The organism is Serratia sp. JSRIV001, from assembly GCF_019968745.1.
GTDB classification, from domain to species: domain Bacteria; phylum Pseudomonadota; class Gammaproteobacteria; order Enterobacterales; family Enterobacteriaceae; genus Chania; species Chania fonticola_B.
This window is the reverse complement of record NZ_CP074147.1, coordinates 3,200,341-3,226,783: the sequence shown is the minus strand read 5'-3', so window position 1 is coordinate 3,226,783 and position 26,443 is coordinate 3,200,341. Positions and strand designations below refer to the sequence as shown.

The following is a 26,443-nucleotide window of genomic DNA, read 5'->3' as shown; positions in this document are numbered from 1 at the left end:
GAGGAAACCACTATGGCCGCTTACATGGCGCTAAAACATCTGCATTTATTAACGGTAGCCATCAGCATTACGTTGTTTGTACTGCGTTTCTTCTGGAAGTGGCGTGCATCGCCGATGAGCAACAAGCGCTGGGTAAAGATCACGCCGCATATCAATGATACGGTGCTGTTTGCCACCGGTATTGCCCTGGTGGTGATGTTCAAACTTTACCCACTGCTTGGCATGGACTCGTGGCTGACCGAGAAGTTGTTTGGCGTTATTATCTATATCCTGTTGGGCTATGTCGCCTTGGGCAAGAAGACGCAAAGCTGGAATATCCGCACCTTGGCATTCGTTCTGGCACTGGGCTGTCTGTATCTGATCGTTAAACTTGCCACGACCAAAATACCGTTCTTGATGGGATACCTATGAGCAGCATTGCCGATTTTGAATTTAACACTTCCTCACTGAGTGAGGGGGTGATCCTGGTATCAAAGATCATTCGGCGGGACTTTCCGGTGGCGGAAGTTGAGCGCAAGTTACAACAGTTGAGTGAAGAAGCGCGCGCAATCATCCCGGACGATCTCAACCAGGATCAGCAGTTGGAAGCGCTTATCGAGTTATTCTTTAAAACCTGGGGATTCGGCGGTGCCAGCGGTGTTTATCGGCTCTCTGACGCTATCTGGCTGGATAAGGTGTTGGAAGCCCGCCAAGGTACGCCAGTCTCTCTGGGAACCATTTTCCTGCATATTGCCCACCAGTTGGATCTGCCGCTGATGCCGGTGATTTTCCCCACTCAGTTGATCATGCGTGCTGACTGGCTGGATGAGGAGATGTGGCTGGTCAACCCGCTGAACGGGGAAACGCTTAACGAACATCAGTTGCAGGTTTGGCTCAAGGGTAATCTGGGGCTGGGGGCTGAACTGGAAGATGACGATCTGGACGAATCGGAAAACATTCTGGTGGTGCGTAAGATGCTCGATACGCTGAAAGCCGCGCTGATGGATGAAAAGCAGATGGAAATTGCATTGCGAGCCAGCGAGGCGGTGCTGAGTTTTGACCCGGACGACCCTTACGAGATCCGCGACCGTGGTTTGATTTATGCCCAGCTGGAATGCAACCATATCGCCATTTCCGATCTCAACTATTTTGTCGAGCAGTGTCCTGAAGACCCGGTGAGTGAAGTGATAAAAATTCAAATCCACTCCATCGAGCTCAAGCAGGTCACGCTGCATTAATTCACTGATTCCGATTTATTAATCAATAAGGTGCAAGCATGGAACAGAAAGTAGTCAGCATTGGCGACATCAAGGTAGCGAACGATCTGCCGTTTGTACTGTTCGGCGGTATGAACGTACTGGAATCACGCGATTTGGCGATGCGCATCTGCGAACACTACGTCACCGTGACGCAAAAACTGGGCATCCCTTACGTTTTCAAAGCCTCTTTTGATAAAGCCAACCGTTCATCTATCCATTCTTACCGTGGCCCAGGCCTGGAAGAAGGGATGAAGATTTTCCAGGAAATCAAAAGCACCTTCGGCGTGAAAATTATCACCGATGTGCACGAAGCCGCACAGGCGCAGCCAGTTTCTGAAGTAGTTGATGTGATCCAGCTGCCCGCCTTCCTGGCACGCCAGACCGACCTGGTTGAAGCCATGGCGAAAACCGGCGCGGTGATCAACGTCAAGAAACCGCAGTTCGTCAGCCCGGGCCAGATGGGCAATATCGTCGATAAATTCAAAGAAGGCGGCAACGATCAGGTTATCCTGTGCGATCGCGGCAGCAACTTTGGCTATGACAACCTGGTGGTCGACATGTTGGGTATCAACGTGATGAAGAACGTGACCGGTGGCCATCCGGTGATCTTCGACGTGACCCACGCCCTGCAAACCCGCGATCCGTTTGGTGCGGCCTCAGGCGGCCGCCGTGCGCAGGTTGCCGAGCTGGCTCGTGCCGGTATGGCGGTAGGTTTGGCTGGCCTGTTTATCGAGGCGCACCCAGATCCAAGCAATGCCAAATGCGATGGTCCTTCGGCGCTGCCGTTGGATAAGCTGGAACCGTTCCTGGTACAGATGAAAGCCATCGACGATCTGGTGAAAAGCTTTGCTGAGCTGGATACCAGCAACTAACGACTGCTGACAAATCGCTCAGTGGGGGCGCGCATGCTGCGCCCGCCAATCTGAAGGCCCGACATTAAGCTGTCGGGCCTTTTGCTTTAGTGGGCGTTCAGCGCGGTGAGCGCTTCTGGCAGGGTGGGGTAGAAATGCAGCTTGCCATCGATTGGCTTCATGCGAGCACGAGCCAGGGTTTTTAGCGGCTGGAATGGAATATCGGTGATCACCAGCTGTTTTTCGGCGGGCAGGGCGTCGATATAACGTTGCAACGCGTTGAGCCCCCCGGCATCCAGCACCGGCACGGCATCCCATTGCAGTACGATGGTGTGATAGTTTTCACCGCGTACCAGCAGATCGTTGAACACGCGTTCGGCAGCGGCGAAGAACAGCGGACCGTTGACGCGCAGCACCAGCCGGCCATCTTCGGCGCTCAACTCGCTTAGGCGGGTCATGCGTGCGATTCGGCGCATAAACAGCAGTGAGGCCAGTACGATGCCAACGGTAATGGCAATCACCATATCAAACAGTACCGTTAGCGACATACACAGCAGCATCACCAAAATGTCGTCTTTCGGCGCCCGGCGCAGCAGATAAACCACTTTATGCGCCTCGCTCATGTTCCAGGCAACCAATAGCAACAGCGAAGCCATCGCCGCCAGCGGTAAGTAGGACAGCCACGGTGCCAGCATCAGCAAGGACAGCAGCACCATTAACGAGTGGATGATTGCCGAAACCGGTGAGGTTGCCCCTGCACGCACGTTGGCTGCCGAGCGGGCAATGGCGGCGGTTGCGGTGATCCCCCCGAAGAACGGGGCGATGATGTTACCCGCGCCCTGGCCAATCAGTTCGGCGTTGGAGTGGTGCTTTTTGCCCGTCATGCCATCCAACACTACCGCGCAAAGCAGCGATTCGATCGCCCCAAGCATCGCCATGGAAAAGGCTGCCGGTAATAGAGCGGAAAGCAGCTGCCAGCTTAGTTCCGTCGGTTTACCATCGCCAGCAGGCAGATGCCAGGGCAATAACCACTGCGGCAGGATCGGCGGGATACCTTGGCCTTGGCTGCCGTCGGCCAGTTCGAAACTGAAACGAGAGCCAATGGTCGCAACCTGATGATCGAACTGAGCCAGGATAGCCATCACTGCGGTGCCAGCCAACAAGGCGGGCAGGTGGCCGGGAATACGCAGCCCCAGCTTTGGCCAGAGCAGCAGGACTACCAGAGTGACCACGCCAATCAACGTATCGCCATAGTCCAAGGTGGGTAAAGCATGCAACAGCGCATTCACCTTACCGATGTAGTTTTCCGGTACTTCCGCCAGCTGTAAGCCAAAGAAATCCTTCACCTGCATGGTGGCGATGGTAATGGCAATCCCGGAGGTAAACCCAAGCGTGACCGAAAGTGGAATGTACTCGATCAGGCGGCCAAGCCGCGCTAACCCCATAATCAGCAGGAATACGCCGGACAGCATGGTGGCAATCAATAAGCCAGAGAGCCCAAACTGCTGTGAAACGGGGAACAGGATCACCACAAACGCCGCGGTGGGGCCGGAAACGCTGTAGCGCGAACCGCCGCTGACGGCGATCACGATGCCAGCAATGGCGGCGGTATACAGCCCATACTGTGGGGGAACGCCGCTGGCAATGGCTAGCGCCATCGCCAGCGGTATGGCAATGATGCCGACGGTAACCCCGGCAATGGCATCTTTCAGTAGACGTTGAAGGGAATAGGGCTCGCGCCAGCAGGCATCTATCAGGGCGCTGAAAGGGCGGATACCGTTGATTTCGTGCGTTTTCATCAAAGTTGCAAACCAAGTCTATAAAAGAGAACGGAATGGCGGGCCATGGAGGTCCGTCTCGGAATAGCTGGTAGATACCATACCCCTTTCTGCCCGCCGATACCTAGATTTGTATCAAAGCATCTGGATTGTGATTAATTTATATTTTTTCAGCGGACTATGTGCGCCAAGCGCCAGCCTGTGCAGATCGTTCGCTGCGGATGGGGGGAAAAGCGCAGCTTTTATCGCTTAGTGTACTGCGGGTAAGGATAAGCCGAGAAACAGAGCAAGAGTGCTGACCAACAGATGATGGTCTTCGAGCTGCGGAGAGCCAGAAAGCGAGATGGAACCGACGCAACCCACATTGAGCAGGTTGATAGGGAATGCGCCGCCGTGGGCGGCATAGTCACGTACGCTAAGGCCATATCTTTCCTCCAGCGTAACCTGCCGCTGTTGCAGGCGTAAGCCCACGGCATAAGAGCTTTTATGAAAATGGTTGACCACGTTGCGCTTGCGCCGCACCCAGTCGGCAATGTCTGGCGTTGCCCCTGGCATGGCGTAATAAAACAGCGTTTGTCCGTTCAGCTGAATTTCGATAGCGATGGGTAATTGGCGATGTTCTGCGGCATTTTTTAGCGCTACACCCAGCTCCCACGCGGTGGCATGGTCGAAATGGTGGAAGGTAAGGTCCGTTTCTTGGGTCACCAGCGCTTGCAATTCATCATCGATATTCATCAGATTTTCCCCGTGGTGTGATGGATAACAGACTATCCTGAATTGAGGATAGGACATAGATTGCCTGGCAATAACATATACCCGCCTAGTCATTGTGATTTTTAGTATGATGAGCGCTGTCGGAAGCGGTATTACAGGGGGCCGTTGTCAAAAATAACCCGAAAAACTTCATTGCCGCATCCTGGAGTATGCCGAATAGTTATGACATATATTGCGTCGATCTCGTCTTTTTACAGTGACGCGTGCATCACCTATGCCACGCTGTCGGTCGCCTACTTTGCGCTTAGCAAAAATGCCCCTTTTTCCTTCCAGTCCGCCGTGTGGAAACGGGTGTTATTTGGTGTGCTGGCAGGGCTGGCGGTGTTGTATCTGAATCAGTCTCGGCTGTTGCTCACCGGTAATATTTATTACAGCTTTGCCATGATCCCGATGATTTTGGTGCTGTTTTTCGGAGGTGCAGTCAGTGGGATAGTGTGCTATCTGGTAAACTTTGGCTTTAACGGCGGCTTCACGCTGGATAATCTGTTTATCGGTTCGATCATCTTGCCGCTGTTGCTATCGGGGGTCTGGCGGAAAAAATCGAACCGGGTGTTTTACCTTACCATCGGTATCATTGCGCTTTACCGTATTGCCGTGGTCGGCTTGTTCGTCAACTTCCGTGAACTGTGGCTGGATATTCTGTTGTATCAGGCTGCATCGGCGCTTTGCCTGGCGATTTGCTACCACGCCCTGAGCTTTAAAGAGCGCCATATCAACGCCTTTTTCTCCATGCGCAACAAGGCGACGACCGACAGTCTGACCCACATCAACAACCGTGCCAGTGTGGACTACAAAATGATGCTGCAGCATGCTCAACGAGAGTCTTGTGGCCTGATGTTGCTGGATTTGGATAATTTCAAACAGGTCAATGACACCTATGGCCATTTGGCCGGTGACGGTGTGTTAGCCAGCGTAGGGGCCATTTTGCAAGAGTGCGTTCGCGATGAAGACTTTGTCGGGCGCTACGGTGGCGAGGAGTTTATGGTCATCACTTCCAGCTATGAACCGCAGCAGATTGCTGCCGTGGCGGAACGTATTCGCAGCAGGGTGGAAGGATTTGATTTTATTACCGATAACGGGTATCCGATCCGCATGACCATCTCCATCGGGACCTCGCTCTATCTGGCCGGTATGTCGGTGGAGAAAGCGATAGAAATGACGGATGAAGCGCTGTATGACGCTAAACGCGAGGGTAAAAACCGCGTGGTCAGCAGCCGGTTGATGTTGTTATCCCAGTTGGGGAGGAAGTTTAGCCCTATGGCGGCTAAGAAGTCTTAGCCTGGCCCAGGAGTTAACCGTGCTTTTTTTTACGTCTTTACTTTTTTCCTTCCAGCGTTGTTGCGTCGGTTTTAGCTTCGACAGCAACATTGTTTTCGGCATAATCTAACTCTTTAGATAAAAAGTAATTAAGGAATGTACGTATCACGGCAATGATGACCAGTTTAATCAACTCCTCCATGCTAGGGTTGATTGTCGTTGCCAAGATATCAGCCGCTAATTGAAACTCTAACGCCAAAGCAAGCCAGGTTCCAAAGCGCGCCCTGATTAAATAGAGTATAGACTGACTTTTAACTTTGGTTATTGTGGTATAAAGTGCCTTTACCAACCCGACAAAAACGCAAATAACGGATAGAAACTCTAAAAAAACCTGTAGCATTAGAGAGAAATAGATAATTATTTCTTTGATACTTTCCAATTAGATAGCTCCATTTTCCATGTTTATCAGCCTCTCACCAACAAACCGTGTTTAGTGAATGGCTTGGAATAGGGCGTTTTAGCTCAGGCCCGTAAAGGATTTTACTTTTCGCTATGCTTGTTGTTTAAGTGGAGTGAAAAACACCTGTTGAAATAAGCCTTGAGGTGTTCTTCCATCGCGTGAACTTTTTCGTCAATGCGCTGGCAAAGGAATTCGTCGCTATTCATTGCCTCGACTCGTTGTAACGCTATTAAGTCAATTTCTTGTTTTTGTTCTTCAGTCAATTCGCCGCCAGTGTGCTGATTAGTCATGATGATACCTGTATCCTGAGTAAAGTAACTAAATTATAACGCTATGGGTATTGTAGCAAATACTTTCTAACTTTTGTTTAAACGGAGTGTGGCGATAAATTGTCCGTTTTTATCGTTGTGACGTTTACCACTACCTTGAAGCCGCGCCACTCAGACTGGCCTTTTACCAAAAGAAAGGGGACATGCAAAAAAGTCTGAGCGTGAATTCAGACTTTTTCTTTAGAATATGGCGGTGAGATCGGACTTGATTCGCAAGCTCACCCTGCGGGCGGCCTGTCGGCCGTCCAAAATGTCTCTGCGCTGCGAGCCATTTTGTCGAACCCTGTCGAGGTTTCTCACCCCTCTCTGATTGGGGTACATGCAATAAAAAAGCCTGAACGTTAGTCCAGGCTTTCTCATTTAATATGGCGGTGAGAGAGGGCTTGATTCGCAAGCTCACCCTGCGGGCGGCCTGTCGGCCGTCCAAAATGTCTCTGCGCTGCGAGCCATTTTGTCGAACCCTGTCGAGGCTTCTCACCCCTCTCTGACTGGGGTACATGCAAAAAAAAGTCTGAACGTGAGTTCAGACTTTCTCTTGGAATATGGCGGTGAGAGAGGGGTTCGAACCCTCGATACACTTTCGCGTATACACACTTTCCAGGCGTGCTCCTTCAGCCACTCAGACACCTCACCGTACGTTGCGCTTGCTCAGTGCAACGGGGCGCTACTATAGGGAGAGTCGGCTAACCGGTCAAGAATATTTTTACGGTTTTAGCTCAGGTGGTTAAGCCGTGGTCGCTTTGCCGTAAATCAAGGCCGGAAAACCGGTTTTACTAGCCCATCGACATCCACACCCATCGCAGCCGCCGGTTTTGCGTTCGGGATCCTCAAGTCGGTGTGCAAACGGTATATCGATGCCAAGTATCTGCAGGTTGCCGAAAAAGCACTGCAAGGAAACAAATCAACACCGATGGCGAACTGATGCAGGCCTCGTTCGGAACCGCGATGGGCAAAAACCTTGACTATTATCGCCAGGTCCCACTGACTTCGATACCTGGTGGTCAGGCAACGGGCTGCTGCCGCGGCCCGTAAGAGAGAGGTTGCTGAGATAACCTCTCTTCCCCCAACAGCGCAGGGGCTATCATCTCCCTTTCCCTGTGGGTGAGGGCATCAAACCAATAAAGACCGTCTTTTTGCGTGGGCCGGTCATCAAAGACTCCAGCTCTTTGACACAGGCCAGGTAGTGCGGGGTCGTTTTATGGAAAGCCACGGCCTGCTCATCGGCGTAAGCCTCGTAAATATAAAAGCGCGTAGGGATGTCAGGGTCCTGTAACACATCGAAGCGTAGGTTGCCCTTTTCCTGGATCGCGCCCAGATGGTTTTGCCGAAACACCTCGATAAACCGTTCAACCTTGTCGTCATGAACGTTAATTTCGACCAGGGTAACGTGCATAATCAGCCTCCTTGAATGGGCGGGCCTGGAAACCGGCCCGCATTTCAGCCGTATCAGCCTTTTTCGCTGAGGAAGAGTTCGTAGGCGTGTTCTACCGTTTCGTTCTGATGAACGATGGCGTGCACCGCCTTGATCATGGCAACCGGGCTTGCTGACTGGAAAATATTCCGCCCCATATCGACCCCGGACGCCCCTTGATCGATGGCCTGGAAGCACATCTCCAGCGCCTCGCGCTCTGGCAGTTTTTTCCCACCGGCGATGACGATAGGGACTGGACAGCCAGCCACAATGCGTTCGAACCCTTTATCCACGTAGTAAGTCTTGATGATTTGCGCCCCCATCTCGGCGGCAATACGCGTGGCCAGTGAGAAATAGCGCTGATCGCGCGCCATATCTTTCCCTACGCCGGTCACCGCCATGGTGGGCATGCCGACTTTAAGACCTGCATCGACCAGCTGGATGATGTTTTTAATCGACTGGTGTTCATGTTCCGTACCGATGTAAACCTGCGCGGCGACGGCACAGCTATTAAGACGGACCGCGTCGTCCATGGCGACAGCCACCGCCTCATTGCTCAATTCAGTCAGAATGGAGTTTGCTCCTGAAGCGCGCAGGACGATGGGTTTGTTAGTGGCAGGCGGGATCACGCTACGCAGAATACCCCGGGTACACATCAACACGTCTGCATGCTGAAACAGCGGCGCAATATTGATATCAATCCGCTCCAGCCCGGTCGTCGGGCCTTGGAAATAGCCGTGGTCAAAGGCCAGCATCACGGTTCGGTTAGTGCGGGGGTTGAAAATGCGTGCCAGGCGGGACTGCATACCCCAATCCAGCGCACCACACCCTTTTAAACTAAACAGGGCATTTTGCTGCGGCCGGTCAATATGGAAGTCTTTACCGTCTTTGATGTCATCTAAATCAGCCATTGTCTTACTCCCTCCAAATAATCGGGGCGATAGGTTAGAAGTTGTATTTGTCGATATTGTCTTTATTGAACACCACGCGCTCAGGTAGCAGCACGATGCCATTGCCTTTTGCCTGGTAGTCATAGCCTTGAACGCTGTTTGGCGAAACCTCTACCTGGCCCACACCAGGGATGTCGAGCTTGTCGCCAACCTTCAATTCACCGTTTTTCAGCAGGGCGTTGGCCACGTAAACCGAAATTTTCCCTTGTTCGACCACATCCCACAGGCCGAACTCTTTAACCGTGCCGCGCTGAATATAAGGGCGCATGACGTTTGGGGTGCTGAACCCCACAATCGCCACGTTGTCACGCTTGAGGTTTTCTGCCGCCTGGGCCGCTGCGGGCAGGGCATTGGCATCCGGGGCGATGATGGCGTCCAGATCGCCGTAGGCTTTCAGGATCCCTTCGGCGGTTTGCAGTGACTTGGTGGCATCGTTGTAACCAAACTGCGTGGTGACCACTTCCCAGCCCGGATGGTCTTTCTCGATTTTACGTTTGGCTTCATTCACCCACTGGTTTTGGTCGGTGACCGTCGGGCTGGAATAGAAGAAGGCGACTTTGGCCTTTTCTTTCTTCACCTGATTGGCTGCCATATCGACCAACATGCCTCCGAGTTGGGCTGGCGTACCCTGATTGATGTAATAAGAGCGGCATTCGGGCTTGGTGTCTGAGTCCCAGGTCAATACCTTCACGCCACGCTGCATGGCTCGTTTTAATGCCGGGCATAGTCCTTCCGGGGAGACGGCAGAGACGATAATGGCGTTATAGCCCTGGTTAACGAAGTTATTGATCAACTGAACCTGGCCGGAAACACTGGGCTCGGTTGGGCCATCGTAGGTTACGTCAACGCCCAGCTCTTTCCCCGCCTCTAATGCTCCATTACCGCCGCTGGTGAAAAAGCCGACGCCCACCAGCTTGGGGATAAAGGCAATGCGCTCTGCTGCCTGTACGCCAATGCTTAGCGAAGCCATGCCGAGTACGCTTAAAAGCGCGATTTTTTTGATACGTTGTAGGCTCATGTTGTTCTCCGTATATCGCGTTGTCAGAAGATGTATGTCATCGTTCAAACCTGATGGATGCTGCTGCGCCGTTGGATCCACTCTCTGATTTGATGCCGATGCAGGCTGATGGAGCGGCCAACGACGACAATAATCAGCAGCGCTCCGGAAAGTGCGCTGGAGATCTGATTGGGCACGCCAGCCATTTGTAATCCTTGTTGCAGATAACCGACCAGCAAGACGGCTACGGCGGTACCGAGAATGGAACCTGAGCCGCCGTAAATATTTGCCCCGCCAAGTACTACCGCCGTGATGGCTGGCATCAGGAAAGAGGCGCCGAGGTCGGAACGAGCCGAACCAAAGTAGGAAACCAGCAGCACCGCAGCGATGGCTGAAGCAAAGCCGGTCATTGCATAGAGTGCGTACAGCGTTCGGTTAACCGGGATCGCACTGTATTGCGCCACGCGCTGGCTTTGGCCAATCAGGAAGATGTTGCGCCCTGCATGTGTCCGGTGCATCAGCAGCCAGCACAGCAGCACACAGACCATAAAGAAGGTCAGCGGTACTGGTAGGCCGAACACGGTCAGGTTGGCGAAATCGGTAAAGACCATCGGGAATCCGCCGATGCCTTCATAGCCGGTGGCACCAGAGATGCCCGAAAGCAGCAGGGCGCTACCGCCAAACAGGTACATGGTGCCGAGGGTGATCACTAGAGGATTGATACCGGTGTAGATGATCAAGCCGGCGTTGATCAAACCGCACAGGGCGCCCAGGGCCAGCGTTATCGCTATTGCCAACGGCAAGGGCAGGCCCGCCTGGAACATCACTCCTAGCGCAATGGCGCACAGGCCAATGGTGGAACCAAATGAAATATCAATGCCGCCACTGACGATCACCATGGTTAACGGCAGTGCCACAATGCCAATACAGATAAAATCGCTGGTGCTGAACAGCAGGACATTAATGTCCTGCATGCGTGGATTTACGACCCCGAACGCCAGGATCTCAATCAGCAGCAGGGCGGCCAGCGCCAGTTCCCAGCCGAAACGTCGCCATTGTGCCATCATGCGATCTCCCGTTTTTTTCCCTGGGCAGGGAGTTGGGTGGTGTGAGGGGATGTGGGGGCCGAGGGTGGAGGATCGATAAACCTGGCATACTTCTGGCGGCGGATATTCTTTTGCAGGGCACAGCGCAGGCGGCCATCAAACACCAGAACCCCCAACAAAACCAGGCCAGCGATAAAGTCGTTCCACCAGGCGGGAATGCGCAACAGTACCAGCACGCTGTCGATCTGCGTCAGGAAATAGGCTCCCAAAATGGCCCCCACCACCGTGCCAGAGCCACCAAGCAGGCTGATGCCTCCCAGCACGCAGGCGGCAATAGCCTTCATTTCCAGGCCGGTGCCGGTTTGATTTGGAATAAAGCCAATCTGTGCGGCAAACACGATCCCGGCGAGCGCTGCCATTAGCCCATTCAGTGAGAAAGCGATGATGCGGATGGCCTCGGTGCGGATACCGAGTTGACGAGCCCCCTGCAGGTTGTCACCGGTGGCATAGAAGCTGCGGCCGAATGAGGTTTTCAACAGTAGCCAGGCCATTAACGCCACCAGCAGTAAGGTTAGCCAGCCAATCGGTGAGATGCCCAGCAGCACCGGTGAAGAAAGCTGCTTGAGCGAGCTTGGCAACCCTTCGATCCATTTACCGCCGGTCCATAGCAGCATGATGCCACGATAAAGACCAAGGGTGCCCAGAGTGGCGACTATGGCAGGAATTTTAAACCAGGCGACCAGCACGCCATTAAAAAAGCCCGCCAGCAAACCGAGTAGCAGCGTGACGCCAAAGGCGACGGGCAAGCTGTACCCGGCATTGAGCGTTATCCCAAGCAGCACCGCACACATCCCGGTGATGGAACCGACGGAGACATCAATGTTACGGGTCAGCATGACCAGCGCCGCGCCGATGGCCAGCAACATCAGGATTTGCGAACTGCTGAAGATCATGGTCAGCGTCTGAAAACTGAAATAGCTGCTATCAATGCTCCCCAGTAGCGCAAACAGAGCGATGATGGCCAGCAGCGCCGTCAGCTCTCGGTTGTTTTGTATTATCTTTAGCATGAGGTCTCCCCGTTGGTATGAGGTTGATAGGAGGAGGGAGATACGACGTGTTGTTCGCCAAAGGCCATATGCATGATGGTATCCACAGTAATCTCGTTGCCACACAGAGCGCTGCTTGCCACCTCGCCCTGGTGCATGATGCAGACGCGATCGGACATCATGGCTATCTCTTCGAGATCGGATGAAATAAACAGGATAGCGACATGCTGTTGGGCAATGCTCCGAATGAGCTGATAGATATCGTTGCGTGCACCGACGTCGACGCCACGGGTCGGTTCATCAACGATCAGCAACTGTGGCGATGCTTCCAGGCATTTGGCGATCAGTATTTTTTGTTGATTACCGCCAGACAGGGTGCGGGCCGGTTGTTCTGGGTGGTTGAATTTGATATTCAGTGCCCGGCGATAACGTTCAAGCGTTGCGTTATCACGCTGTGGATGGGCCCAGAACCCGCCGTTATTATGGGTCAGGGCACAGACGTTCCAGGATAACGATGAATCCAGATACAGCCCGGAAGACTGCCGGTCTTCCGGTAAATAGATCAGCCCGCGCTGCAACCGCTGGCGGGTGCTCAGTTGCGCGATCTCTTCACCATTGAGCAGGATGCTGCCCGCACTGGCTGGGCGTAATCCATACAGCGTTTCAGCCAACTCGGTGCGCCCGGAACCGACCAGGCCAGCCAGACCCAGGATTTCCCCGGCGTGGACGTTGAGTGTCACCTGCCGGAAGCCTTCTCCAGTGAGTTCCCTCAACTGCAATACGGCTTTGCCCTGAGGGTTGGCTGGCCGATTGCCAGGCAGTTCGAGCCACAGTTTCTGGCTAGCGGAGAGATCCACATTACGGGCGGCTGGGGTGATTGCCTGAATAATCTCATCCGTGGTCAGCGAGGCGGTTTTCCCCGTCAGGGCGATTTTGCCGTCACGCATTACGCTAACGCGGTCGGCAATCTGGCGGATTTCCGGCAGCTTATGGGAAATAAAGACGATACCGACACCTTTGCCAAGCAGTTCATGCAGGCGGGCAAATAGTCTGTCCGTTTCGGCAGGCGTCAGCGACGCCGTGGGTTCATCCAGGATCAGGATCTGGGAATCACGCATTAATCCCCGCATGATCTCTACAATCTGGCGGTCAGCCACATCCAGCGACCCTGCCATACTGTTGGGCTCAAGCTTGCATCCCAACAGTTCGAGTAATTGCTGCATTTTTTCAACAGCAGCCCGCTTGGCAGGCAGACCAAACAGAATATTCTCTTTAACCGACAGGCTGGGGAACAACAACGGTTCCTGCGGCACCAGATAGATCCCCAGTTGATGCGCTTTTACCGGGGTCAGGCTGGCACAACGCTGGCCATTGATCTCGATAGCGCCGCCGTCCGGTGGTACTACGCCAGCAATGATCTTCATCAGCGTGGACTTCCCTGCGCCATTGCCACCGAGCAGGGCATGTACCTCCCCGGCGTGCAAGGTAAAGTCGATACCTTTCAGCACCGCAACACCGGAATAGTGCTTATTGATATTTTGTACACAGAGCAGAGGTGGGTCTGGGTATTCACCGGTTTGCATCTTGCCTCCGTTCACTCAAAGATGAGCGACTGAGTTGAACAAATATTTTTTAGAAAACTAATTGTTCATAACCTTAGTCATGGTTTGGCGATAAAACCATCACTGCGATCACGTTTTTTGAATAATTGTGTTCTGTGGAAACCGATGTTCAAATTTGGTGTATATTTGTGGCATGACTCACAGCTATTGTTGAGCGATGGCGGAACAATTGTGTTCAAGATTTAAAAATGTTCAAAGAGAAGCGGATTTATGACGATAAATGACAGTGCATTGATTACCGAACATGGCATGTGCGAGGAGGAGCAGGTTGCCCGCATCGCCTGGTTCTATTATCACGATGGGCTGACGCAAAGTGAGATCAGTACCCGGCTTGGGCTAACGCGGCTTAAAGTTTCGCGTTTGCTGGAGAAAGGGCATCAGTCTGGGATCATTCGGGTGCAGATTAACTCCCGCTTTGAAGGTTGCCTACAGTATGAAGATGCGTTGAAAAAACATTTTGACCTGAAAAACATTCGCGTATTGCCCTCCTTGGCCGATGCTGATGACAGCGCGAGGTTGGGGATCGGTGCGGCACACATGTTGATGGAATCGCTGCAGCCGCAACAGATGTTGGCGGCGGGATTTGGTGAGGCCGCCATGAGCACCTTGAAAAGGCTCAGCGGCTTCATTTCTTCGCAGCAAATTCGCCTGGTTACGCTTTCCGGTGGTGTAGGGCCTTATATGACCGGGATTGGTCAGTTGGATGCGGCCTGCAGCGTCAGCATGATCCCAGCGCCATTGCGCGCTTCCTCTGCCGATATTGCCCGTACCCTGCGGGATGAAAATAGCGTCAGGGACGTGCTGCTGGCGGCCCAGGCTGCCGATGTCGCCGTCGTTGGGATCGGTGCGGTGAGTCAAAAAGATGCCGCTACCATTTTACGCGCTGGCTATATCACCGAAGGCGAGCAACTGATGATTGGCCGCAAAGGCGCTGTTGGCGATATTCTTGGCTACTTTTTCGATGCCAGCGGCGACATTATTCCCGACATGCAAATTCATCAAGAATTGATAGGGCTGAGCTTGAGCGCGCTTGCCACCATACCTACCGTTGTCGGGGTTGCGGGGGGAGTAGCAAAAGCCGAAGCGATAGTGGCGGCATTGAAGGGCGGCTATATAAACGCGTTGGTCACCGATCAGGACACGGCGGCAGAAATGCTCAAACTTATTGGAAAGTAAAGGTTAATAGCAATGTAACAGACTGTCTCAAACACCAGCCGAGGACAAACTCATGGCTCGACTCTGTACTCCTGCCACATCAGGTCAATACCTGATGGCTCTGGATGCCGGTACCGGCAGCATCAGAGCGGTAATTTTTGATTTGGAAGGCAATCAAGTCTCAGTAGGGCAAGCCGAATGGCAACATTTGGCGGTCCCTGATGTACCGGGCTCCATGGAATTCGATCTTGCCAAAAACTGGCACCTCACCTGCCAATGCATCCATCAGGCGTTAAAGATGGCGGCCATTGCACCGGAGGCAATTGCGTCCGTAGCTGCGTGTTCAATGCGTGAAGGGATTGTGATCTATGATGCAGAAGGTCAGCCGATTTGGGCATGTGCCAACGTAGATGCACGGGCAACGCGTGAGGTCAGCGAGTTAAAAGAGATCCACAACCATACTTTTGAAGATGAGGTTTACCGTTGTTCAGGGCAGACACTGGCGCTCAGCGCCATGCCCCGGCTGCTGTGGTTGGCGCATTACCGCCCTGATATCTATCGCCAGGCAGCTGCGGTTACCATGATCAGTGACTGGCTGGCTTATATGCTCAGCGGTGAACTTGCGGTCGACCCATCAAATGCCGGGACGACCGGGTTGCTTGATCTGGTCACCCGAGACTGGAGAAAAGGCCTGTTGGAAATGGCGGGCCTGCGTTCTGACATCCTTTCACCGGTAAAAGAGACGGGAACGCCGTTGGGGGCGGTGACGGCCAATGCCGCGTCATTGTCAGGCCTGAGGGCGGGCACACCGGTGATTGTCGGGGGAGGTGATGTCCAACTGGGATGCGTGGGTCTTGGCATTGTCAGACCAGCACAGACCGCCGTATTGGGCGGAACGTTCTGGCAGCAGGTGGTGAACCTTCCTGCGCCGGTTACCGATCCCAATATGAATGTGCGCATTAACCCGCATGTGATCCCGGGAATGGCTCAGGCTGAATCCATCAGCTTTTTTACCGGCCTGACCATGCGTTGGTTCCGCGATGCCTTCTGCGCCGAGGAGAAGCTGATTGGTGAACGTCTGGGCGTGGATACCTATGCCTTGCTGGAAGATATGGCCAGGCGGGTACCATCAGGTGCTCATGGCGTGATGCCCATCTTCTCCGATGTCATGCGCTTTAAGAACTGGTATCACGCCGCCCCCTCATTTATCAACCTGTCGATCGATCCGGAAAAGTGCAACAAAGCTACGTTGTTCCGCGCCCTTGAAGAGAACGCGGCCATCGTGTCGGCCTGTAATCTACAACAAATCGCCGAGTTTTCAGGTGTCAAAGCCGATTCGCTGGTGTTTGCGGGCGGTGGTTCAAAAGGCACGCTCTGGAGCCAGATCCTGGCCGATGTCACCGGGCTGACCGTACGAGTCCCGGTGGTTAAGGAAGCTACCGCGCTGGGATGTGCTATTGCGGCTGGTGTGGGGGTAGGGGTCTATTCGTCGTTGGCAGATGCGGGGGAGAGCCTGGTGCGTTGGGATAGGGAACATATCCCGAACCCAGATAACAGTGAGGTTTATCAACAGGCACGTCAAAAATGGCTGGAGGTGTATCTGGATCAACTTGGTTTGGTTGATCACGGGTTGACGACCTCAATGTGGAAGGCTCCCGGCCTTTAAAGGAGGGTATCATGATCAAGACCAATGAAATGGATCACGACTATCGCTTCGGCGACAATGGCCCCAAATACCTGATCCGTGGGCCGATGTGCGATATGGGCGTCGTGGTGTTACAGCCAGGGCAGTCATTTAGAAATCACCGTCACAAGGAGGTTTGCGAAGTCTTTTATACTATCAGTGGGGAAGTGTGCCTGTATCTGGAGGGGGAGATGCACATGCTGCGTGAAGGGGATGTGTTGCAGTGTGATCCTGGCGAGGCGCATTTCCTGGTCAATACTGGCTCGATACCGTGGAAAGGGGTATTTGTGAAATCGCCGCATATTTTAGGGGATAGTCATCCCGCAGAGCCTGAGAGTTATTAAGGCGAAAGCCTGAGTTCCCGCCTTGAAGCCAGGTGATTTAAGTTGTCCTGTTCTGTTTGGCATGTTAAATAAAACATAATACTAAAACAGGTACTTAAAAATCCTATCCTCTCAAGGACAAGCGAGTAACAATGCAGATAATGAATGTCAAACAGGCCAGGATAATCAGTTTCATCTTTGTGATGGGGGGGATCCTGCTGCTGTTGCCGTTGCATCTTCTTACCTGCTTTATGGCGGGTTTTCTGGTTTACGAGATCGTGAATATCCTTACGCCACATTTTCAGAAGGTGATTGGCGGCCATCGGGCCAGATGGCTGGTGGTGGCAGTGATCAGCACTTTGGTGGTCAGCCTGTTGATCGCCATTGTGGGGAGTATCGTCGGCTATCTGATGCAGGATATGAAGAATATCTCTGGCATCAACACCCGTATTGCGTTCATCCTGCAGGATGTCCAGCAAGAGGTGGCAAAATATATGCCGGGCTATCTGCCGTTGAGTGTGGCAGAACTGAAGAACGAGATCCTGAGCCGTCTACAACAGCACATAGCGCTGCTGCAGACTATGGGTAAAAGCGTACTGCATGGCCTGGTGACCATGCTGATCGGGATGGTGCTCGGTGCCATCGTCTCACTGTATAACATTGATAGCAGCGAGGAGCGGCCATTACTGAAAAGTGAGCTGATGAAAAGGATTTCCCTGCTATCACAGGCGTTCCGCAATATTGTGTTTGCTCAGGTTAAAATATCGGCAATCAATACCTTCTTCTCGGCTATCTTTATCCTTGGTGTGCTACCGCTGTGTGGGATCCATATCCCGTTGGCGAAAACGCTGGTGGTATTTACCTTTATCTTTGGCCTGCTGCCGGTGATCGGCAATCTGATCTCCAATACCATTGTTTTCATCTCTGGCCTGTCGGTTTCACTCGGAGTGGCACTGATTGCGCTGCTCTACCTGATCGTGATCCACAAGTTTGAGTATTTCCTCAATGCCCGCATTGTCGGCACTAAGATCAGGGCTAACTCCTGGGAGATCTTGCTGGCGATGTTGGTGTTTGAGGCGGCATTCGGCCTGGCTGGCGTGGTTGCCGCTCCTATTTATTACGCCTATCTGAAAAGTGAACTCAGGGAAGCCAAGCTGATTTGAAGGGGGGGAACCCTGTCGAGGCTTCTCACCCCTCCCAGAGTGTGGTACATGCAATAAAAAAGCCTGAATGTGAATTCAGGCTTTCTCATTTAAAATGGCGGTGAGGTCGGGCTTGATTCGCAAGCTCACCCTACGGGCGGCCGGTCGGCCGTCCAAAATGTCCCTGCGGTGCGGGCCATTTTGTCGAACCCTGTCGAGGCTTCTCACCCCTCCCAGACTGGGGAATATGCAAAAAAAAGAGTCTGAACGTAAGTTCAGACTCTTTCTTATAAGATGGCGGTGAGGGAGGGGTTCGAACCCTCGATACACTTACGCGTATACACACTTTCCAGGCGTGCTCCTTCAGCCACTCAGACACCTCACCGTTTTGTCATCGGCAACGTTTACGCTGTCGACGGGCGCTAATGTAGGAGAATCTGATCCCAGCGTCAATAGTCTTGTGACATTACCGCGCGCGTTTAGCCAAACTTCCAGCAATCTGCTGATTTGTCGCACGATAATTCCTCCCTCCCAGTGTCAGTTTATTCTTGCATCGTGCGGCAAAGCGCGAAAGGATAACTAAAATCCACCCAACAAGGGAACCGGCAGTGAATATCATTTTCTATCACCCGTTTTTTGATGCGCAAGAGTGGCTGGCAGGCATGGCGAAGCGCTTACCACAGGCGAATATCCGGGCATGGCAACCGGGCGACGATCGTCCGGCGGACTACGCGCTGGTATGGCGGCCACCTTATGAGATGCTGGCCAACCGCCGCGATCTGAAAGGGATCTTTGCCCTGGGGGCTGGCGTCGACGCCATCCTTGAACAGGAGCGCCAGCATCCCGGCAGCCTACCGGCGGGAGTGCCGGTGATCCGGCTGGAGGATACCGGCATGGCACAGCAGATGGATGAATACGCGTTGGCCAGCGTGTTGCGTTATTTTCGCCGTTTTGATGAGTATCAGTTGCAGCAACAGCAGCAGAACTGGTTGCCGCTTGAGCCTCATCAGCAGAGCGATTTCACTATCGGCATTCTGGGCGCTGGGGTGTTGGGGAAAAGCGTGGCGCAAAAGCTGGTGGCGTTCGGTTTTAACGTCCGCTGCTGGAGCCGCAGCCCCAAGCAGATTGAGCACGTACAGAGTTTTGCCGGGCAACCTCAGCTAGCAGCGTTTCTTGATGGCACGCGCTTGCTGATCAACCTGTTGCCTAATACGCCTGAAACGGCGGGTATCCTCAACCGCCAGTTGTTTAGCCGTTTGGTGCCGGGCGCTTACCTGATCAACATTGCGCGCGGTGCCCATCTGGTGGAAGACGATCTGCTGGCGATGTTGGCACAAGGACAACTGACGGCCGCCATGCTTGACGTCTTCGTCAACGAACCGTTACCGTCCGCTCATGCCTTCTGGCGTCATCCTCGTGTCACGATTACGCCGCATATTGCTGCTGTTACCCTACCGGAACAGGCGATGGATCAGGTTAGCGCCAACCTTCTGCGGCTTGAGGCGGGTGAACAGCCTTCAGGCCTGGTTGATATTCAGCGTGGCTATTGATGCTTTCACAACCCGCTAACATGTCGATAGCTGCGTTAACTGCTATCATGAACAAGGATCGGCCCGACATCCGCTGACCCTGGCGAGGGCCTAAGAAGGAGAAAGAATGTACCCCGTTGATTTACATATGCATACCGTAGCCAGTACCCATGCCTATAGCACCCTGCACGACTATATCGCCGAAGCGAAACAAAAAGGCATCAAACTGTTCGCCATCACTGACCACGGGCCGGATATGGCCGATGCACCACACTACTGGCACTTTATGAACATGCGTGTGTGGCCACGCCTGGTGGATGGCATTGGCATTCTGCGCGGCATTGAAGCCAATATCAAAAACCTGGCCGGTGATATCGACTGCACCGGACCCATGCTCAACGAAATCGATCTGATTATTGCCGGGTTCCATGAGCCGGTATTTGCACCGCAGGATCGGGCCGCCAACACTGAGGCGATGATTGCCGCCATGGCGCAGGGCGATGTCCATATCATCAGCCATCCGGGCAACCCCAAATATCCGGTCGATATCCCGGCGATAGCCGCAGCGGCAGCCAAATATCAGGTAGCGCTGGAACTGAATAACTCTTCGTTTATTCATTCACGCAAGGGCAGTGAATCAAACTGCCGTGCGATAGCGGCCGCCGTGCGTGACGCGGGCGGCTGGCTGGCATTAGGCTCAGACTCGCACGTGGCTTTTGCTCTCGGTGGTTTTGAACACTGCGAACGTATCATTGAAGAAGTGAATTTCCCGCAGGAGCGCATTTTAAATGTGTCACCGCGCCGGATCCTGAGCTTTCTTGAGCAGCGTGGCAGACCGGCAATTGCGGAATTAGCCGATCTGTGACATCGTCACGGCAAATTTTGGTTTTATAGGGTGTTATCATGAATGAGTTTTCCGTTGTCTGCCGGGTGTTGGGCACGCTGTTTTACCGCCAGCCGCAGGATCCGTTGTTGGAGCCGCTGTTTACCTTGATCAAAGAGGGCAAACTGCAACAGCACTGGCCGCTCGAGCAGGACGAACTGCTGACTCGTTTGCAACAGCATTGTACCGATCCGCAGTTGGCCGCCGATTTTAACGCTCTGTTTGTCGGCAGCGAATGTAGTGTGTCACCACTGCGTTCGTCCTACGTTGAAGGTGCCAGCGAAGCGGACGTGCGGGTATTTCTCCAGCAGCGTGGGATGCCATTAGGCGAAGCGCCAGCCGATCATTTCGGTTTGCTGCTGCTGGCCGCCTCCTGGCTGGAAGATCAGTCGCAGGAAGATGAGGTCCAGGCGCAAATCACGCTGTTTAACGAGTTCTTGCTGCCTTGGTGTGGCCGCTTCCTGGGTAAGGTTGAAGCACATGCCACCAGCGGTTTTTACCGTACTTTGTCAGAGATCGCTCGCCACGCCATCGCAGCTATGTGTGATGAGCTAGCAGAATATGAGCAGGATGAAGAAGGGAAGGACGAACAAGAGTAAATGAACGAGGGCGCAGCAAGCACTGCGCCCCTAACAACGATTAGTCGGTAAACGGGATCACCAACTGACCGGGCTTCACTTCCAACCCTTTAGCCAGTTTGAGTGCCATGGCTTCCGTTTTGCTCTTATCCGCATTGAGAACATATACCGGTTTCTGATCGAAATACGATTTCAACGACTGGTTCAGGTAAGGCGATAAAGCCTTCATCACCGTATCCATCTTCTCCGGCTGTACCTGGTAATCGACCAACTCCATGTCTTTGAGGAAGATCGCTCCCTTTTCGCGGTCGTAGACCGGTTGCGCCTTCAACGTTAGCTGCAAATCGGCGGCCTGTGGCCCGAGGATCGAAGTGATATTGACCTTGGCATTACCAGAAAGTGTCACCTTGTTAGGTTCAGTGCGGCCAATCTGGCTCTGCAACTGGGTTAACACGATATTGGCATCAACCAACCCTGGCACGCCGATCTGCTTTTGGTAGTCGTTGTGTTTTTGCAGGTAATTATTCACTTCCTGCTCGCTGACGCTGTATTGGGTAAGCTGGTTACAGCCGACAAGCGTACCGGCAACGACCAGGGCGGCCATGCCCATCAGGATCTTCTTCATTCAAACCTCGTAAAACGAAAATGCGGCAGACTTTGACTGTTGCAAACCAAAGGTGACTGCCAGCAAAGAAAAATTTCAGCTTGCAGGATAACAGATGACGCGGCGCAAAGGGTTTTTTACCTGGTCGGATAAGGCTGAAATTACCTATCGCCGCAGCCGCCATACCAACAGCACCACGCCTCCCAGACAGGTTAACCCGCCAAGCGCCGGGAACAGAGGAATTCCCCACAGCTGGCTGGTGGAACGCATTAGATAGGGAGCCAGCCCCAGTGCGAATGCCGCCGTGACGATCGCAATGGCCAGCGTGACAGCCGCACGTTCCAGAGCCTTGCTGAGCTGGCTGAGGTTCTTGACGTTGATTTCGGCGTCTATCTTGCCCTGCTTTAAACGACGCATCAGCAAACGAATGGCCTGTGGCAGTTCCTCTCCGGCGTCCAGCGCCTCACCACCCAGCAATAGAGCACGACGGCGCAGCGCTTCAGGCGTATAGCGCTGGAGCATCACCTGGCGCAGCATCGGTTTCAGAGTGGCAACGATATCAAAGGCGGGATCCAAGCGGTGCAAAACGCCATCTGCGGTGATCAGTGCCTTGAATAACAGCACCAGATCGGGGGGCAACGGTAGTTGGTGCTCGCGGGCCATCACCAACAGGTCGGTGAGTGCCTTGCCTAGCGTCAGGGTGCTCGAAGCCTGCTTATCGAGAAAGTTTTGCGCAGCTTGTTCCAGATCGATCAGATCCAGCTCCTGGCTGTCAGACCAGGCGATCAGCGTATTGACGATGCCGTCGCTCTGGCGCTCCGCAATGGCCTGCAGCAACAGCAGCAGCTGATTGCGCCGCCGTTCCGACAGTTGGCCAACCATGCCAAAATCGATAAACCCTACGTGGTTGTCACCCAGGGCCATTACGTTACCGGGATGAGGATCGGCGTGATAAAGCCGATGTTCCAGCACCATGGCCATAAAAGCCTGCGCGCCACGCTGTGCCAGCAACGGGCCATCGAACCCGGCGGCGGCTAATTGTTGCGGATTTTCGGGCGCGATGCCGGGTAGATATTGTTGTACCAGCAGGCGTTTTGACGAGTGCTGCCAATAAATTTTCGGGATCACCACGTCGGGCTGTTTGGCAAAGTGTTCCGCAACCCGATCGCAATTATTTCCTTCATGCGTCAGGTCCAGCTCGTGATTAAGCGCGGTAGCCAGCGTTTGCACCATCTGGTGCGGGCGATAACGCGCCAGCGCCGGGCTTTGTTGCTCCACGGTTTCTGCCAGATAGGCCAACAGGCGCAGATCGGCATGAATGGTTTTGGCTAATCCGGGGCGCAACACTTTTACCACCACCGACTCGCCACTGTGCAGGCGGGCGCGGTATATTTGCGCCATGGAGGCGGCGGCTAGCGGGATCGGATCAAATTGGGCAAAGACCTGCTGAGGGTCGCTGCCCAGGTCTGCGGTGATCTGCGCAGCCAGCTTTTCCCAAGGTAGGGTTGTCGCCTGGCTATGCAGGCGCTCCAGCTCGTCGGTCCAGCGCTGTTCCAGCAGGTCGGTACGGGTGGCCAGGATCTGGCCGAATTTAACGAAGGTTGGCCCCAGAGCTTCCAGGGCCGCGCGCAGACGTTCTGGCAATGTCTGATTATCAACCTCCACGCCGCCGCTGCTCAGGCCGCCAAGCATCTTGCCTAACCCGAGCAGCCTGATCACGTCCTGCAAACCGTAACGGATCAGTACGGATGAGATTTCTTGCAGCCTGGCGCGGTCACGAGCGGTGACAAAAAACATTTTTAGCATCTGCGCGTGGCTCCCTTATCGCCGTTGCGGATCATTGCTCCATATCGAACAGCAACGGAATATCAACGCGCTGCGCCATGCGGTTGCGGTAAGCCTCCACGTTGTCCGGCAGGGCGACACCGGCCACGATCGACAGTGAGCGTAACAGCGGGAACAGATGGATATCATCTTCACTGAGAGTGCCGTTGACCGCTTCCGAAGACTGGATCAGCGGAGAGAGCGTGGCCAGATCCTCTTCCAGCTGGGCGATCAGGTCGGCACTGTCGGCCAGTAACACGGCAAAATCACCGCTGGCAGCCTGTTTTTTGTCGCTGAAATAGCGGCGTGCGTTGTCAGTGGCGAACTCTTCGAAATCGGCATTGGCAAAGCGCGGTAACAGCAGTTTGTTGACGTAGGTGGCAGTGTGTTGCAACCACGCGGCGATGGCCGGATTGGTTTTCCCCGTCAGTAGCGGTTTTCCGTCCAGGTTATCGACGTAATGCACGATATCCATGCTTTCGGGCAGATAGCTACCGTCGTCTTTTTGCAGGATAGGCGCCATTTTCTTGCCGATCATGCTGGTGGGGGTGATTTCGTCATCGCTTAGCAGGGTCACCAAACGCACCGGCAAATCCTTGAGGCCGAATATCATGCGGGCCTTTACGCAGAACGGGCAGTGATCGTAAATAAACAGTTTCATGCTTGCTCCTGTTGTCGGGTTTAGCAGCCAGTCTGGGCCGCTGCGCAGGTTGCTGTGGGATGATGCTCCATCATAAGCCTTTCTGCGCCGTTTTTTGTACTATCAGGATAGCAACTTTGGCAGATTAGGTCGCCAGAGACTGGGCGCAAGGGATGCGCCCGGGCAAAAATCAGCCACCACGGAGGATTGCGGGGGCCGCAGTACGCGGATTAAATTGCCAGTACAAGGCAAACAGCGTGATAAAGCCCACCAGCCCCAGCAGGAACCAGGGCAACTCCGGCATGCCCATCGCATTGCCAGTGTCATACATCCAGCCACCGCCGGTATAACCCAATGCGCCGCCGAGTGCCAACCCCAGGCGGCTAAAGCCCATGTAGCTGCCGCGTGCCCGTGAGTCGGCCAGCGAGGCGCTCAAGGTCTCACGCGCCGGTTCGGCGATGATCGATCCCAGATAGAAGCAGCAGATCAGAGTAAACACCGCTTGCAGGCTGGTGGCAAAGCCGACAGGCAATAGGCTGAGGGTCATCAGCAGCAAGCCGGCCATCAGGCGTTGTTCCAACCGGAAGTGTTTTTCGCTCCAACGTGCCAGCGGGTATAGCAATGAAAGCGATAGCGCAGCTTCTATGGCGTACATCCATTTGACCGCCGCCGGCGAACCGGCGATTTCGTTGACCACGATTGGCAGCATCAACATTACCTGTACCGATAACATGTAATAGCCGGTCAACGTCAACACATAGGTCAGGAAGCGGCGATCGCGCAGCACGCGCATCATGCCATCTTTCATTGGTGCGCGTATGGTAGAGATCCGGTAGTTGGGTAACAGCCAGGCATTCCAACCGGCGGCCAGTACGAAAATACCCGCGCCCACCCAGCAGACGAAATGAAAATCGTACTGCAGCAGCCAACTGCCGATTAACGCACCGATCACGGCACCGGCGCTGTCTTGCATCATCAGCAGCGAATAGAAACGGCTGCGCTCATGTGGGCGGGTCAGCTTGATCACCAGCGCGGTACGGGGCGGATCGAACAGGGTGCCGCCAATAGCGGACAGCGCGCAGGAAAACCACAGTATCCAGGGTTGATCGGCCATCGCCATGGTGGCAAAGCCCGCAGCGCGCAGCAGCATACCGGTGACGATCATCGGTTTGGCGCCAAAACGGTCGGCAATTGCCCCGCCAAAGATCCCCAATCCCTGCTGAATGAGCTGGCGTAATCCCAGAGCCAGCCCCACGACCACGGCCGCCCAGCCAAGTTGATCGACAAAGCGAATAGAAATAAGTGGGAAGACGACGAAAAAGCCTAAAACCACCAACAGGTTATCGAACAATAAAAAATACTTACCCAAGCTCCGAGCTTGCGATACCAGAGACATGCTTCACCACGAGCAGTTAAAAGGAGAGAAAGACTACCCGGTTATTCTCTACCCAATACATGATGGCTGATAGGGGGGAGATAGATAATATTTTTTAATCGTCAATACGTTACCTGAGTGGCAAAACTACACTTAAAACTGGGCAAAACGGCTAACTGGCGATTTACTGAGCGCTCAGGGGCTTACCTGCCGGGCGGGCTACGGTTATATTACCGGGGGAATACGCGGTTTTACGCCGATAGTCTGCCATGAGTCATGCGAGATAACGCCTGGGCCCGTAGACGTTGACCCAATCAATACTTCTTATCGAACCGTTCAGACCGCGGGGGAAATGATGTTTGGCTATCGCTCTGCATCACCGAAAATACGCCTTACCACCGACCGGCTGGTTGTCCGTTTAGTTCACGAACGTGATGCCTATCGTCTGGCCGAATACTATGCCGAAAACCGGGCGTTCCTGAAGCCCTGGGAGCCGGTGCGCGATGATAGCCACTGTTACCCTTCCGGCTGGCAAGCTCGCCTGGGTATGATCACGGAAATGCAAAAGCAGGGCAGTGCCTACTATTTTATCCTGCTCGATCCGGAAGAACTCCATGTGTGCGGCGTCGCCAACTTCAGCAATGTGCTGCGTGGATCGTTCCATGCCTGCTTCCTGGGGTATTCCCTGGGTGAGAAGTGGCAGGGGCAGGGGCTGATGTACGAAGCGTTGCAAACGGCCATCCGTTATATGCAGCGCCAACAGCGGATGCATCGCATTATGGCCAACTATATGCCGCATAACCAACGCAGCGGAGCGTTGCTGACCCGGCTCGGTTTTGAACGCGAAGGCTATGCCAAGGATTACCTGCTGATCGACGGACAGTGGCAGGATCATGTACTCACCGCATTGACCAATAAAGAGTGGCAACCACCACGCTGAGGCCGTA

At 53.9% G+C, this 26,443-nt stretch carries 26 protein-coding genes, 2 tRNA genes and 1 pseudogene; 13 read left to right on the top strand and 16 right to left on the bottom strand.

The window, feature by feature from the left end:
- The first annotated feature begins 12 nt into the window (after positions 1 to 12).
- The 3 genes from KGP17_RS14780 to kdsA are packed head-to-tail and all read left to right on the top strand — an operon-like array spanning position 13 to position 2,110.
- Positions 13 to 411 (top strand): SirB2 family protein, encoded by a 399-nt coding sequence (locus tag KGP17_RS14780; RefSeq protein ID WP_021181105.1) that lies wholly within the window; start codon positions 13 to 15, stop codon positions 409 to 411.
- Positions 408 to 1,217: an invasion regulator SirB1 gene (gene sirB1, locus KGP17_RS14775; RefSeq protein ID WP_021806696.1), complete on the top strand. Its 810-nt coding sequence runs from the start codon at positions 408 to 410 to the stop codon at positions 1,215 to 1,217. The genes KGP17_RS14780 and sirB1 overlap by 4 nt, the downstream gene beginning before the upstream one ends.
- A 38-nt stretch (positions 1,218 to 1,255) precedes the next feature.
- Positions 1,256 to 2,110: a 3-deoxy-8-phosphooctulonate synthase gene (kdsA, locus tag KGP17_RS14770; RefSeq protein ID WP_021181107.1), complete on the top strand. Its 855-nt coding sequence runs from the start codon at positions 1,256 to 1,258 to the stop codon at positions 2,108 to 2,110.
- An 86-nt stretch (positions 2,111 to 2,196) separates the two neighbouring features.
- Here kdsA and dauA read toward each other — a convergent pair whose 3' ends face one another.
- Positions 2,197 to 3,888 (bottom strand): C4-dicarboxylic acid transporter DauA, encoded by a 1,692-nt coding sequence (dauA, locus tag KGP17_RS14765; protein WP_021806695.1) that lies wholly within the window; start codon positions 3,886 to 3,888, stop codon positions 2,197 to 2,199.
- A 228-nt stretch (positions 3,889 to 4,116) separates the two neighbouring features.
- Positions 4,117 to 4,602 (bottom strand): heme-degrading domain-containing protein, encoded by a 486-nt coding sequence (locus KGP17_RS14760; protein WP_179247600.1) that lies wholly within the window; start codon positions 4,600 to 4,602, stop codon positions 4,117 to 4,119.
- A gap of 201 nt (positions 4,603 to 4,803) precedes the next feature.
- Between KGP17_RS14760 and KGP17_RS14755 the strand changes: the two genes are divergently transcribed.
- Positions 4,804 to 5,919 (top strand): GGDEF domain-containing protein, encoded by a 1,116-nt coding sequence (locus KGP17_RS14755; protein WP_021806693.1) that lies wholly within the window; start codon positions 4,804 to 4,806, stop codon positions 5,917 to 5,919.
- Positions 5,920 to 5,956: 37 nt separating this feature from the next.
- Here the strand turns inward: KGP17_RS14755 and KGP17_RS14750 are convergent, their stop codons facing one another.
- The 3 genes from KGP17_RS14750 to KGP17_RS14740 form a co-directional block, all read right to left on the bottom strand.
- On the bottom strand, positions 5,957 to 6,337 hold the full coding sequence (locus tag KGP17_RS14750; protein WP_037376011.1) for a DUF1622 domain-containing protein: 381 nt from the start codon (positions 6,335 to 6,337) through the stop codon (positions 5,957 to 5,959).
- 101 nt (positions 6,338 to 6,438) lie between these two features.
- Positions 6,439 to 6,648: a hypothetical protein gene (locus KGP17_RS14745; RefSeq protein ID WP_021806691.1), complete on the bottom strand. Its 210-nt coding sequence runs from the start codon at positions 6,646 to 6,648 to the stop codon at positions 6,439 to 6,441.
- Between the two features lie 582 nt (positions 6,649 to 7,230).
- Positions 7,231 to 7,320, bottom strand: a tRNA-Ser gene (locus tag KGP17_RS14740).
- Between the two features lie 166 nt (positions 7,321 to 7,486).
- On the opposite strand from KGP17_RS14740, the pseudogene KGP17_RS14735 reads away from it, so the two are divergent.
- Positions 7,487 to 7,719: pseudogene (locus KGP17_RS14735) on the top strand (glycoside hydrolase family 88 protein); the annotation flags it as partial.
- Positions 7,720 to 7,768: 49 nt separating this feature from the next.
- Here the strand turns inward: KGP17_RS14735 and lsrG are convergent.
- Genes lsrG through lsrA form a run of 6 tightly spaced genes read right to left on the bottom strand, consistent with a single transcriptional unit; the run spans position 7,769 to position 13,720 of the window.
- A complete protein-coding gene (gene lsrG / locus KGP17_RS14730; protein WP_021806690.1) occupies positions 7,769 to 8,080 on the bottom strand; it encodes a (4S)-4-hydroxy-5-phosphonooxypentane-2,3-dione isomerase in 312 nt (103 codons plus the stop codon).
- Positions 8,081 to 8,133: 53 nt separating this feature from the next.
- Positions 8,134 to 9,009 carry a 3-hydroxy-5-phosphonooxypentane-2,4-dione thiolase gene (gene lsrF, locus KGP17_RS14725; RefSeq protein ID WP_059201010.1) on the bottom strand — a complete coding sequence of 292 codons (876 nt, stop codon included), beginning with the start codon at positions 9,007 to 9,009 and terminating at the stop codon, positions 8,134 to 8,136.
- A 34-nt stretch (positions 9,010 to 9,043) separates the two neighbouring features.
- Complete coding sequence (lsrB, locus tag KGP17_RS14720; protein WP_021806688.1) at positions 9,044 to 10,066, bottom strand: autoinducer 2 ABC transporter substrate-binding protein LsrB; 1,023 nt, start codon at positions 10,064 to 10,066, stop codon at positions 9,044 to 9,046.
- Positions 10,067 to 10,110: 44 nt separating this feature from the next.
- On the bottom strand, positions 10,111 to 11,112 hold the full coding sequence (gene lsrD, locus KGP17_RS14715; RefSeq protein ID WP_223497801.1) for an autoinducer 2 ABC transporter permease LsrD: 1,002 nt from the start codon (positions 11,110 to 11,112) through the stop codon (positions 10,111 to 10,113).
- Complete coding sequence (lsrC, locus tag KGP17_RS14710) at positions 11,109 to 12,158, bottom strand: autoinducer 2 ABC transporter permease LsrC (RefSeq protein ID WP_021806686.1); 1,050 nt, start codon at positions 12,156 to 12,158, stop codon at positions 11,109 to 11,111. Before lsrC ends, lsrD begins: the two co-directional genes overlap by 4 nt.
- Positions 12,152 to 13,720 carry an autoinducer 2 ABC transporter ATP-binding protein LsrA gene (lsrA, locus tag KGP17_RS14705; RefSeq protein WP_021806685.1) on the bottom strand — a complete coding sequence of 523 codons (1,569 nt, stop codon included), beginning with the start codon at positions 13,718 to 13,720 and terminating at the stop codon, positions 12,152 to 12,154. Before lsrA ends, lsrC begins: the two co-directional genes overlap by 7 nt.
- Positions 13,721 to 13,969: 249 nt before the next feature.
- On the opposite strand from lsrA, the gene lsrR reads away from it, so the two are divergent.
- The 4 genes from lsrR to KGP17_RS14685 all read left to right on the top strand — a co-directional run bounded on the left by lsrR (position 13,970) and on the right by KGP17_RS14685 (position 18,084).
- Entirely contained in the window at positions 13,970 to 14,935 is a 966-nt protein-coding gene (gene lsrR, locus KGP17_RS14700) for a transcriptional regulator LsrR (protein WP_059201007.1), read from the top strand.
- 52 nt (positions 14,936 to 14,987) lie between these two features.
- Entirely contained in the window at positions 14,988 to 16,580 is a 1,593-nt protein-coding gene (gene lsrK, locus KGP17_RS14695) for an autoinducer-2 kinase (protein ID WP_223497800.1), read from the top strand.
- Positions 16,581 to 16,591: 11 nt separating this feature from the next.
- Complete coding sequence (locus KGP17_RS14690) at positions 16,592 to 16,942, top strand: cupin domain-containing protein (RefSeq protein WP_115158819.1); 351 nt, start codon at positions 16,592 to 16,594, stop codon at positions 16,940 to 16,942.
- Between the two features lie 131 nt (positions 16,943 to 17,073).
- Positions 17,074 to 18,084 (top strand): AI-2E family transporter, encoded by a 1,011-nt coding sequence (locus KGP17_RS14685; protein ID WP_021181122.1) that lies wholly within the window; start codon positions 17,074 to 17,076, stop codon positions 18,082 to 18,084.
- A gap of 274 nt (positions 18,085 to 18,358) precedes the next feature.
- On the opposite strand, the gene KGP17_RS14680 is transcribed toward KGP17_RS14685, so the two are convergent.
- Positions 18,359 to 18,448 (bottom strand) — tRNA-Ser (locus KGP17_RS14680).
- Between the two features lie 223 nt (positions 18,449 to 18,671).
- Between KGP17_RS14680 and ghrA the strand changes: the two genes are divergently transcribed.
- The 3 genes from ghrA (at position 18,672) to KGP17_RS14665 (ending at position 21,074) form a co-directional block, all read left to right on the top strand.
- A complete protein-coding gene (ghrA, locus tag KGP17_RS14675) occupies positions 18,672 to 19,613 on the top strand; it encodes a glyoxylate/hydroxypyruvate reductase GhrA (RefSeq protein ID WP_223497799.1) in 942 nt (313 codons plus the stop codon).
- Positions 19,614 to 19,719: 106 nt separating this feature from the next.
- Positions 19,720 to 20,457, top strand: coding sequence for a phosphatase (locus KGP17_RS14670; protein ID WP_021806677.1), 738 nt, complete (start codon positions 19,720 to 19,722; stop codon positions 20,455 to 20,457).
- Between the two features lie 38 nt (positions 20,458 to 20,495).
- A complete protein-coding gene (locus KGP17_RS14665; protein WP_021806676.1) occupies positions 20,496 to 21,074 on the top strand; it encodes a molecular chaperone in 579 nt (192 codons plus the stop codon).
- Between the two features lie 40 nt (positions 21,075 to 21,114).
- Here KGP17_RS14665 and KGP17_RS14660 read toward each other — a convergent pair whose 3' ends face one another.
- From KGP17_RS14660 to mdtH, 4 genes are all read right to left on the bottom strand, one after another.
- A complete protein-coding gene (locus KGP17_RS14660; protein WP_024486936.1) occupies positions 21,115 to 21,678 on the bottom strand; it encodes a lipoprotein in 564 nt (187 codons plus the stop codon).
- A 144-nt stretch (positions 21,679 to 21,822) separates the two neighbouring features.
- A complete protein-coding gene (locus tag KGP17_RS14655; RefSeq protein WP_223497798.1) occupies positions 21,823 to 23,463 on the bottom strand; it encodes an AarF/ABC1/UbiB kinase family protein in 1,641 nt (546 codons plus the stop codon).
- A 31-nt stretch (positions 23,464 to 23,494) separates the two neighbouring features.
- Entirely contained in the window at positions 23,495 to 24,142 is a 648-nt protein-coding gene (gene grxB, locus KGP17_RS14650) for a glutaredoxin 2 (protein WP_021806674.1), read from the bottom strand.
- 169 nt (positions 24,143 to 24,311) lie between these two features.
- Positions 24,312 to 25,517, bottom strand: a complete 1,206-nt coding sequence (gene mdtH / locus KGP17_RS14645) for a multidrug efflux MFS transporter MdtH (RefSeq protein ID WP_021806673.1) — start codon at positions 25,515 to 25,517, stop codon at positions 24,312 to 24,314.
- Between the two features lie 334 nt (positions 25,518 to 25,851).
- Here mdtH and rimJ point away from each other — a divergent pair, with 334 nt between their 5' ends.
- A complete protein-coding gene (gene rimJ, locus KGP17_RS14640; RefSeq protein ID WP_021181129.1) occupies positions 25,852 to 26,436 on the top strand; it encodes a ribosomal protein S5-alanine N-acetyltransferase in 585 nt (194 codons plus the stop codon).
- Positions 26,437 to 26,443: the final 7 nt, after the last annotated feature.

Excerpts from the sequence above, each read along its gene's own strand:
- KGP17_RS14780 (WP_021181105.1), top strand. The coding sequence starts at position 13 with ATGGCCGCTTACATGGCGCTAAAACATCTGCATTTATTAACGGTAGCC.
- sirB1 (WP_021806696.1), top strand. The coding sequence starts at position 408 with ATGAGCAGCATTGCCGATTTTGAATTTAACACTTCCTCACTGAGTGAG.
- kdsA (WP_021181107.1), top strand. The coding sequence starts at position 1,256 with ATGGAACAGAAAGTAGTCAGCATTGGCGACATCAAGGTAGCGAACGAT.
- dauA (WP_021806695.1), bottom strand. The coding sequence starts at position 3,888 with ATGAAAACGCACGAAATCAACGGTATCCGCCCTTTCAGCGCCCTGATA.
- KGP17_RS14760 (WP_179247600.1), bottom strand. The coding sequence starts at position 4,602 with ATGAATATCGATGATGAATTGCAAGCGCTGGTGACCCAAGAAACGGAC.
- KGP17_RS14755 (WP_021806693.1), top strand. The coding sequence starts at position 4,804 with ATGACATATATTGCGTCGATCTCGTCTTTTTACAGTGACGCGTGCATC.
- KGP17_RS14745 (WP_021806691.1), bottom strand. The coding sequence starts at position 6,648 with ATGACTAATCAGCACACTGGCGGCGAATTGACTGAAGAACAAAAACAA.
- lsrG (WP_021806690.1), bottom strand. The coding sequence starts at position 8,080 with ATGCACGTTACCCTGGTCGAAATTAACGTTCATGACGACAAGGTTGAA.
- lsrF (WP_059201010.1), bottom strand. The coding sequence starts at position 9,009 with ATGGCTGATTTAGATGACATCAAAGACGGTAAAGACTTCCATATTGAC.
- lsrB (WP_021806688.1), bottom strand. The coding sequence starts at position 10,066 with ATGAGCCTACAACGTATCAAAAAAATCGCGCTTTTAAGCGTACTCGGC.
- lsrD (WP_223497801.1), bottom strand. The coding sequence starts at position 11,112 with ATGATGGCACAATGGCGACGTTTCGGCTGGGAACTGGCGCTGGCCGCC.
- lsrC (WP_021806686.1), bottom strand. The coding sequence starts at position 12,158 with ATGCTAAAGATAATACAAAACAACCGAGAGCTGACGGCGCTGCTGGCC.
- lsrA (WP_021806685.1), bottom strand. The coding sequence starts at position 13,720 with ATGCAAACCGGTGAATACCCAGACCCACCTCTGCTCTGTGTACAAAAT.
- lsrR (WP_059201007.1), top strand. The coding sequence starts at position 13,970 with ATGACGATAAATGACAGTGCATTGATTACCGAACATGGCATGTGCGAG.
- lsrK (WP_223497800.1), top strand. The coding sequence starts at position 14,988 with ATGGCTCGACTCTGTACTCCTGCCACATCAGGTCAATACCTGATGGCT.
- KGP17_RS14690 (WP_115158819.1), top strand. The coding sequence starts at position 16,592 with ATGATCAAGACCAATGAAATGGATCACGACTATCGCTTCGGCGACAAT.
- KGP17_RS14685 (WP_021181122.1), top strand. The coding sequence starts at position 17,074 with ATGCAGATAATGAATGTCAAACAGGCCAGGATAATCAGTTTCATCTTT.
- KGP17_RS14670 (WP_021806677.1), top strand. The coding sequence starts at position 19,720 with ATGTACCCCGTTGATTTACATATGCATACCGTAGCCAGTACCCATGCC.
- KGP17_RS14665 (WP_021806676.1), top strand. The coding sequence starts at position 20,496 with ATGAATGAGTTTTCCGTTGTCTGCCGGGTGTTGGGCACGCTGTTTTAC.
- KGP17_RS14660 (WP_024486936.1), bottom strand. The coding sequence starts at position 21,678 with ATGAAGAAGATCCTGATGGGCATGGCCGCCCTGGTCGTTGCCGGTACG.
- KGP17_RS14655 (WP_223497798.1), bottom strand. The coding sequence starts at position 23,463 with ATGCTAAAAATGTTTTTTGTCACCGCTCGTGACCGCGCCAGGCTGCAA.
- grxB (WP_021806674.1), bottom strand. The coding sequence starts at position 24,142 with ATGAAACTGTTTATTTACGATCACTGCCCGTTCTGCGTAAAGGCCCGC.
- mdtH (WP_021806673.1), bottom strand. The coding sequence starts at position 25,517 with ATGTCTCTGGTATCGCAAGCTCGGAGCTTGGGTAAGTATTTTTTATTG.
- rimJ (WP_021181129.1), top strand. The coding sequence starts at position 25,852 with ATGTTTGGCTATCGCTCTGCATCACCGAAAATACGCCTTACCACCGAC.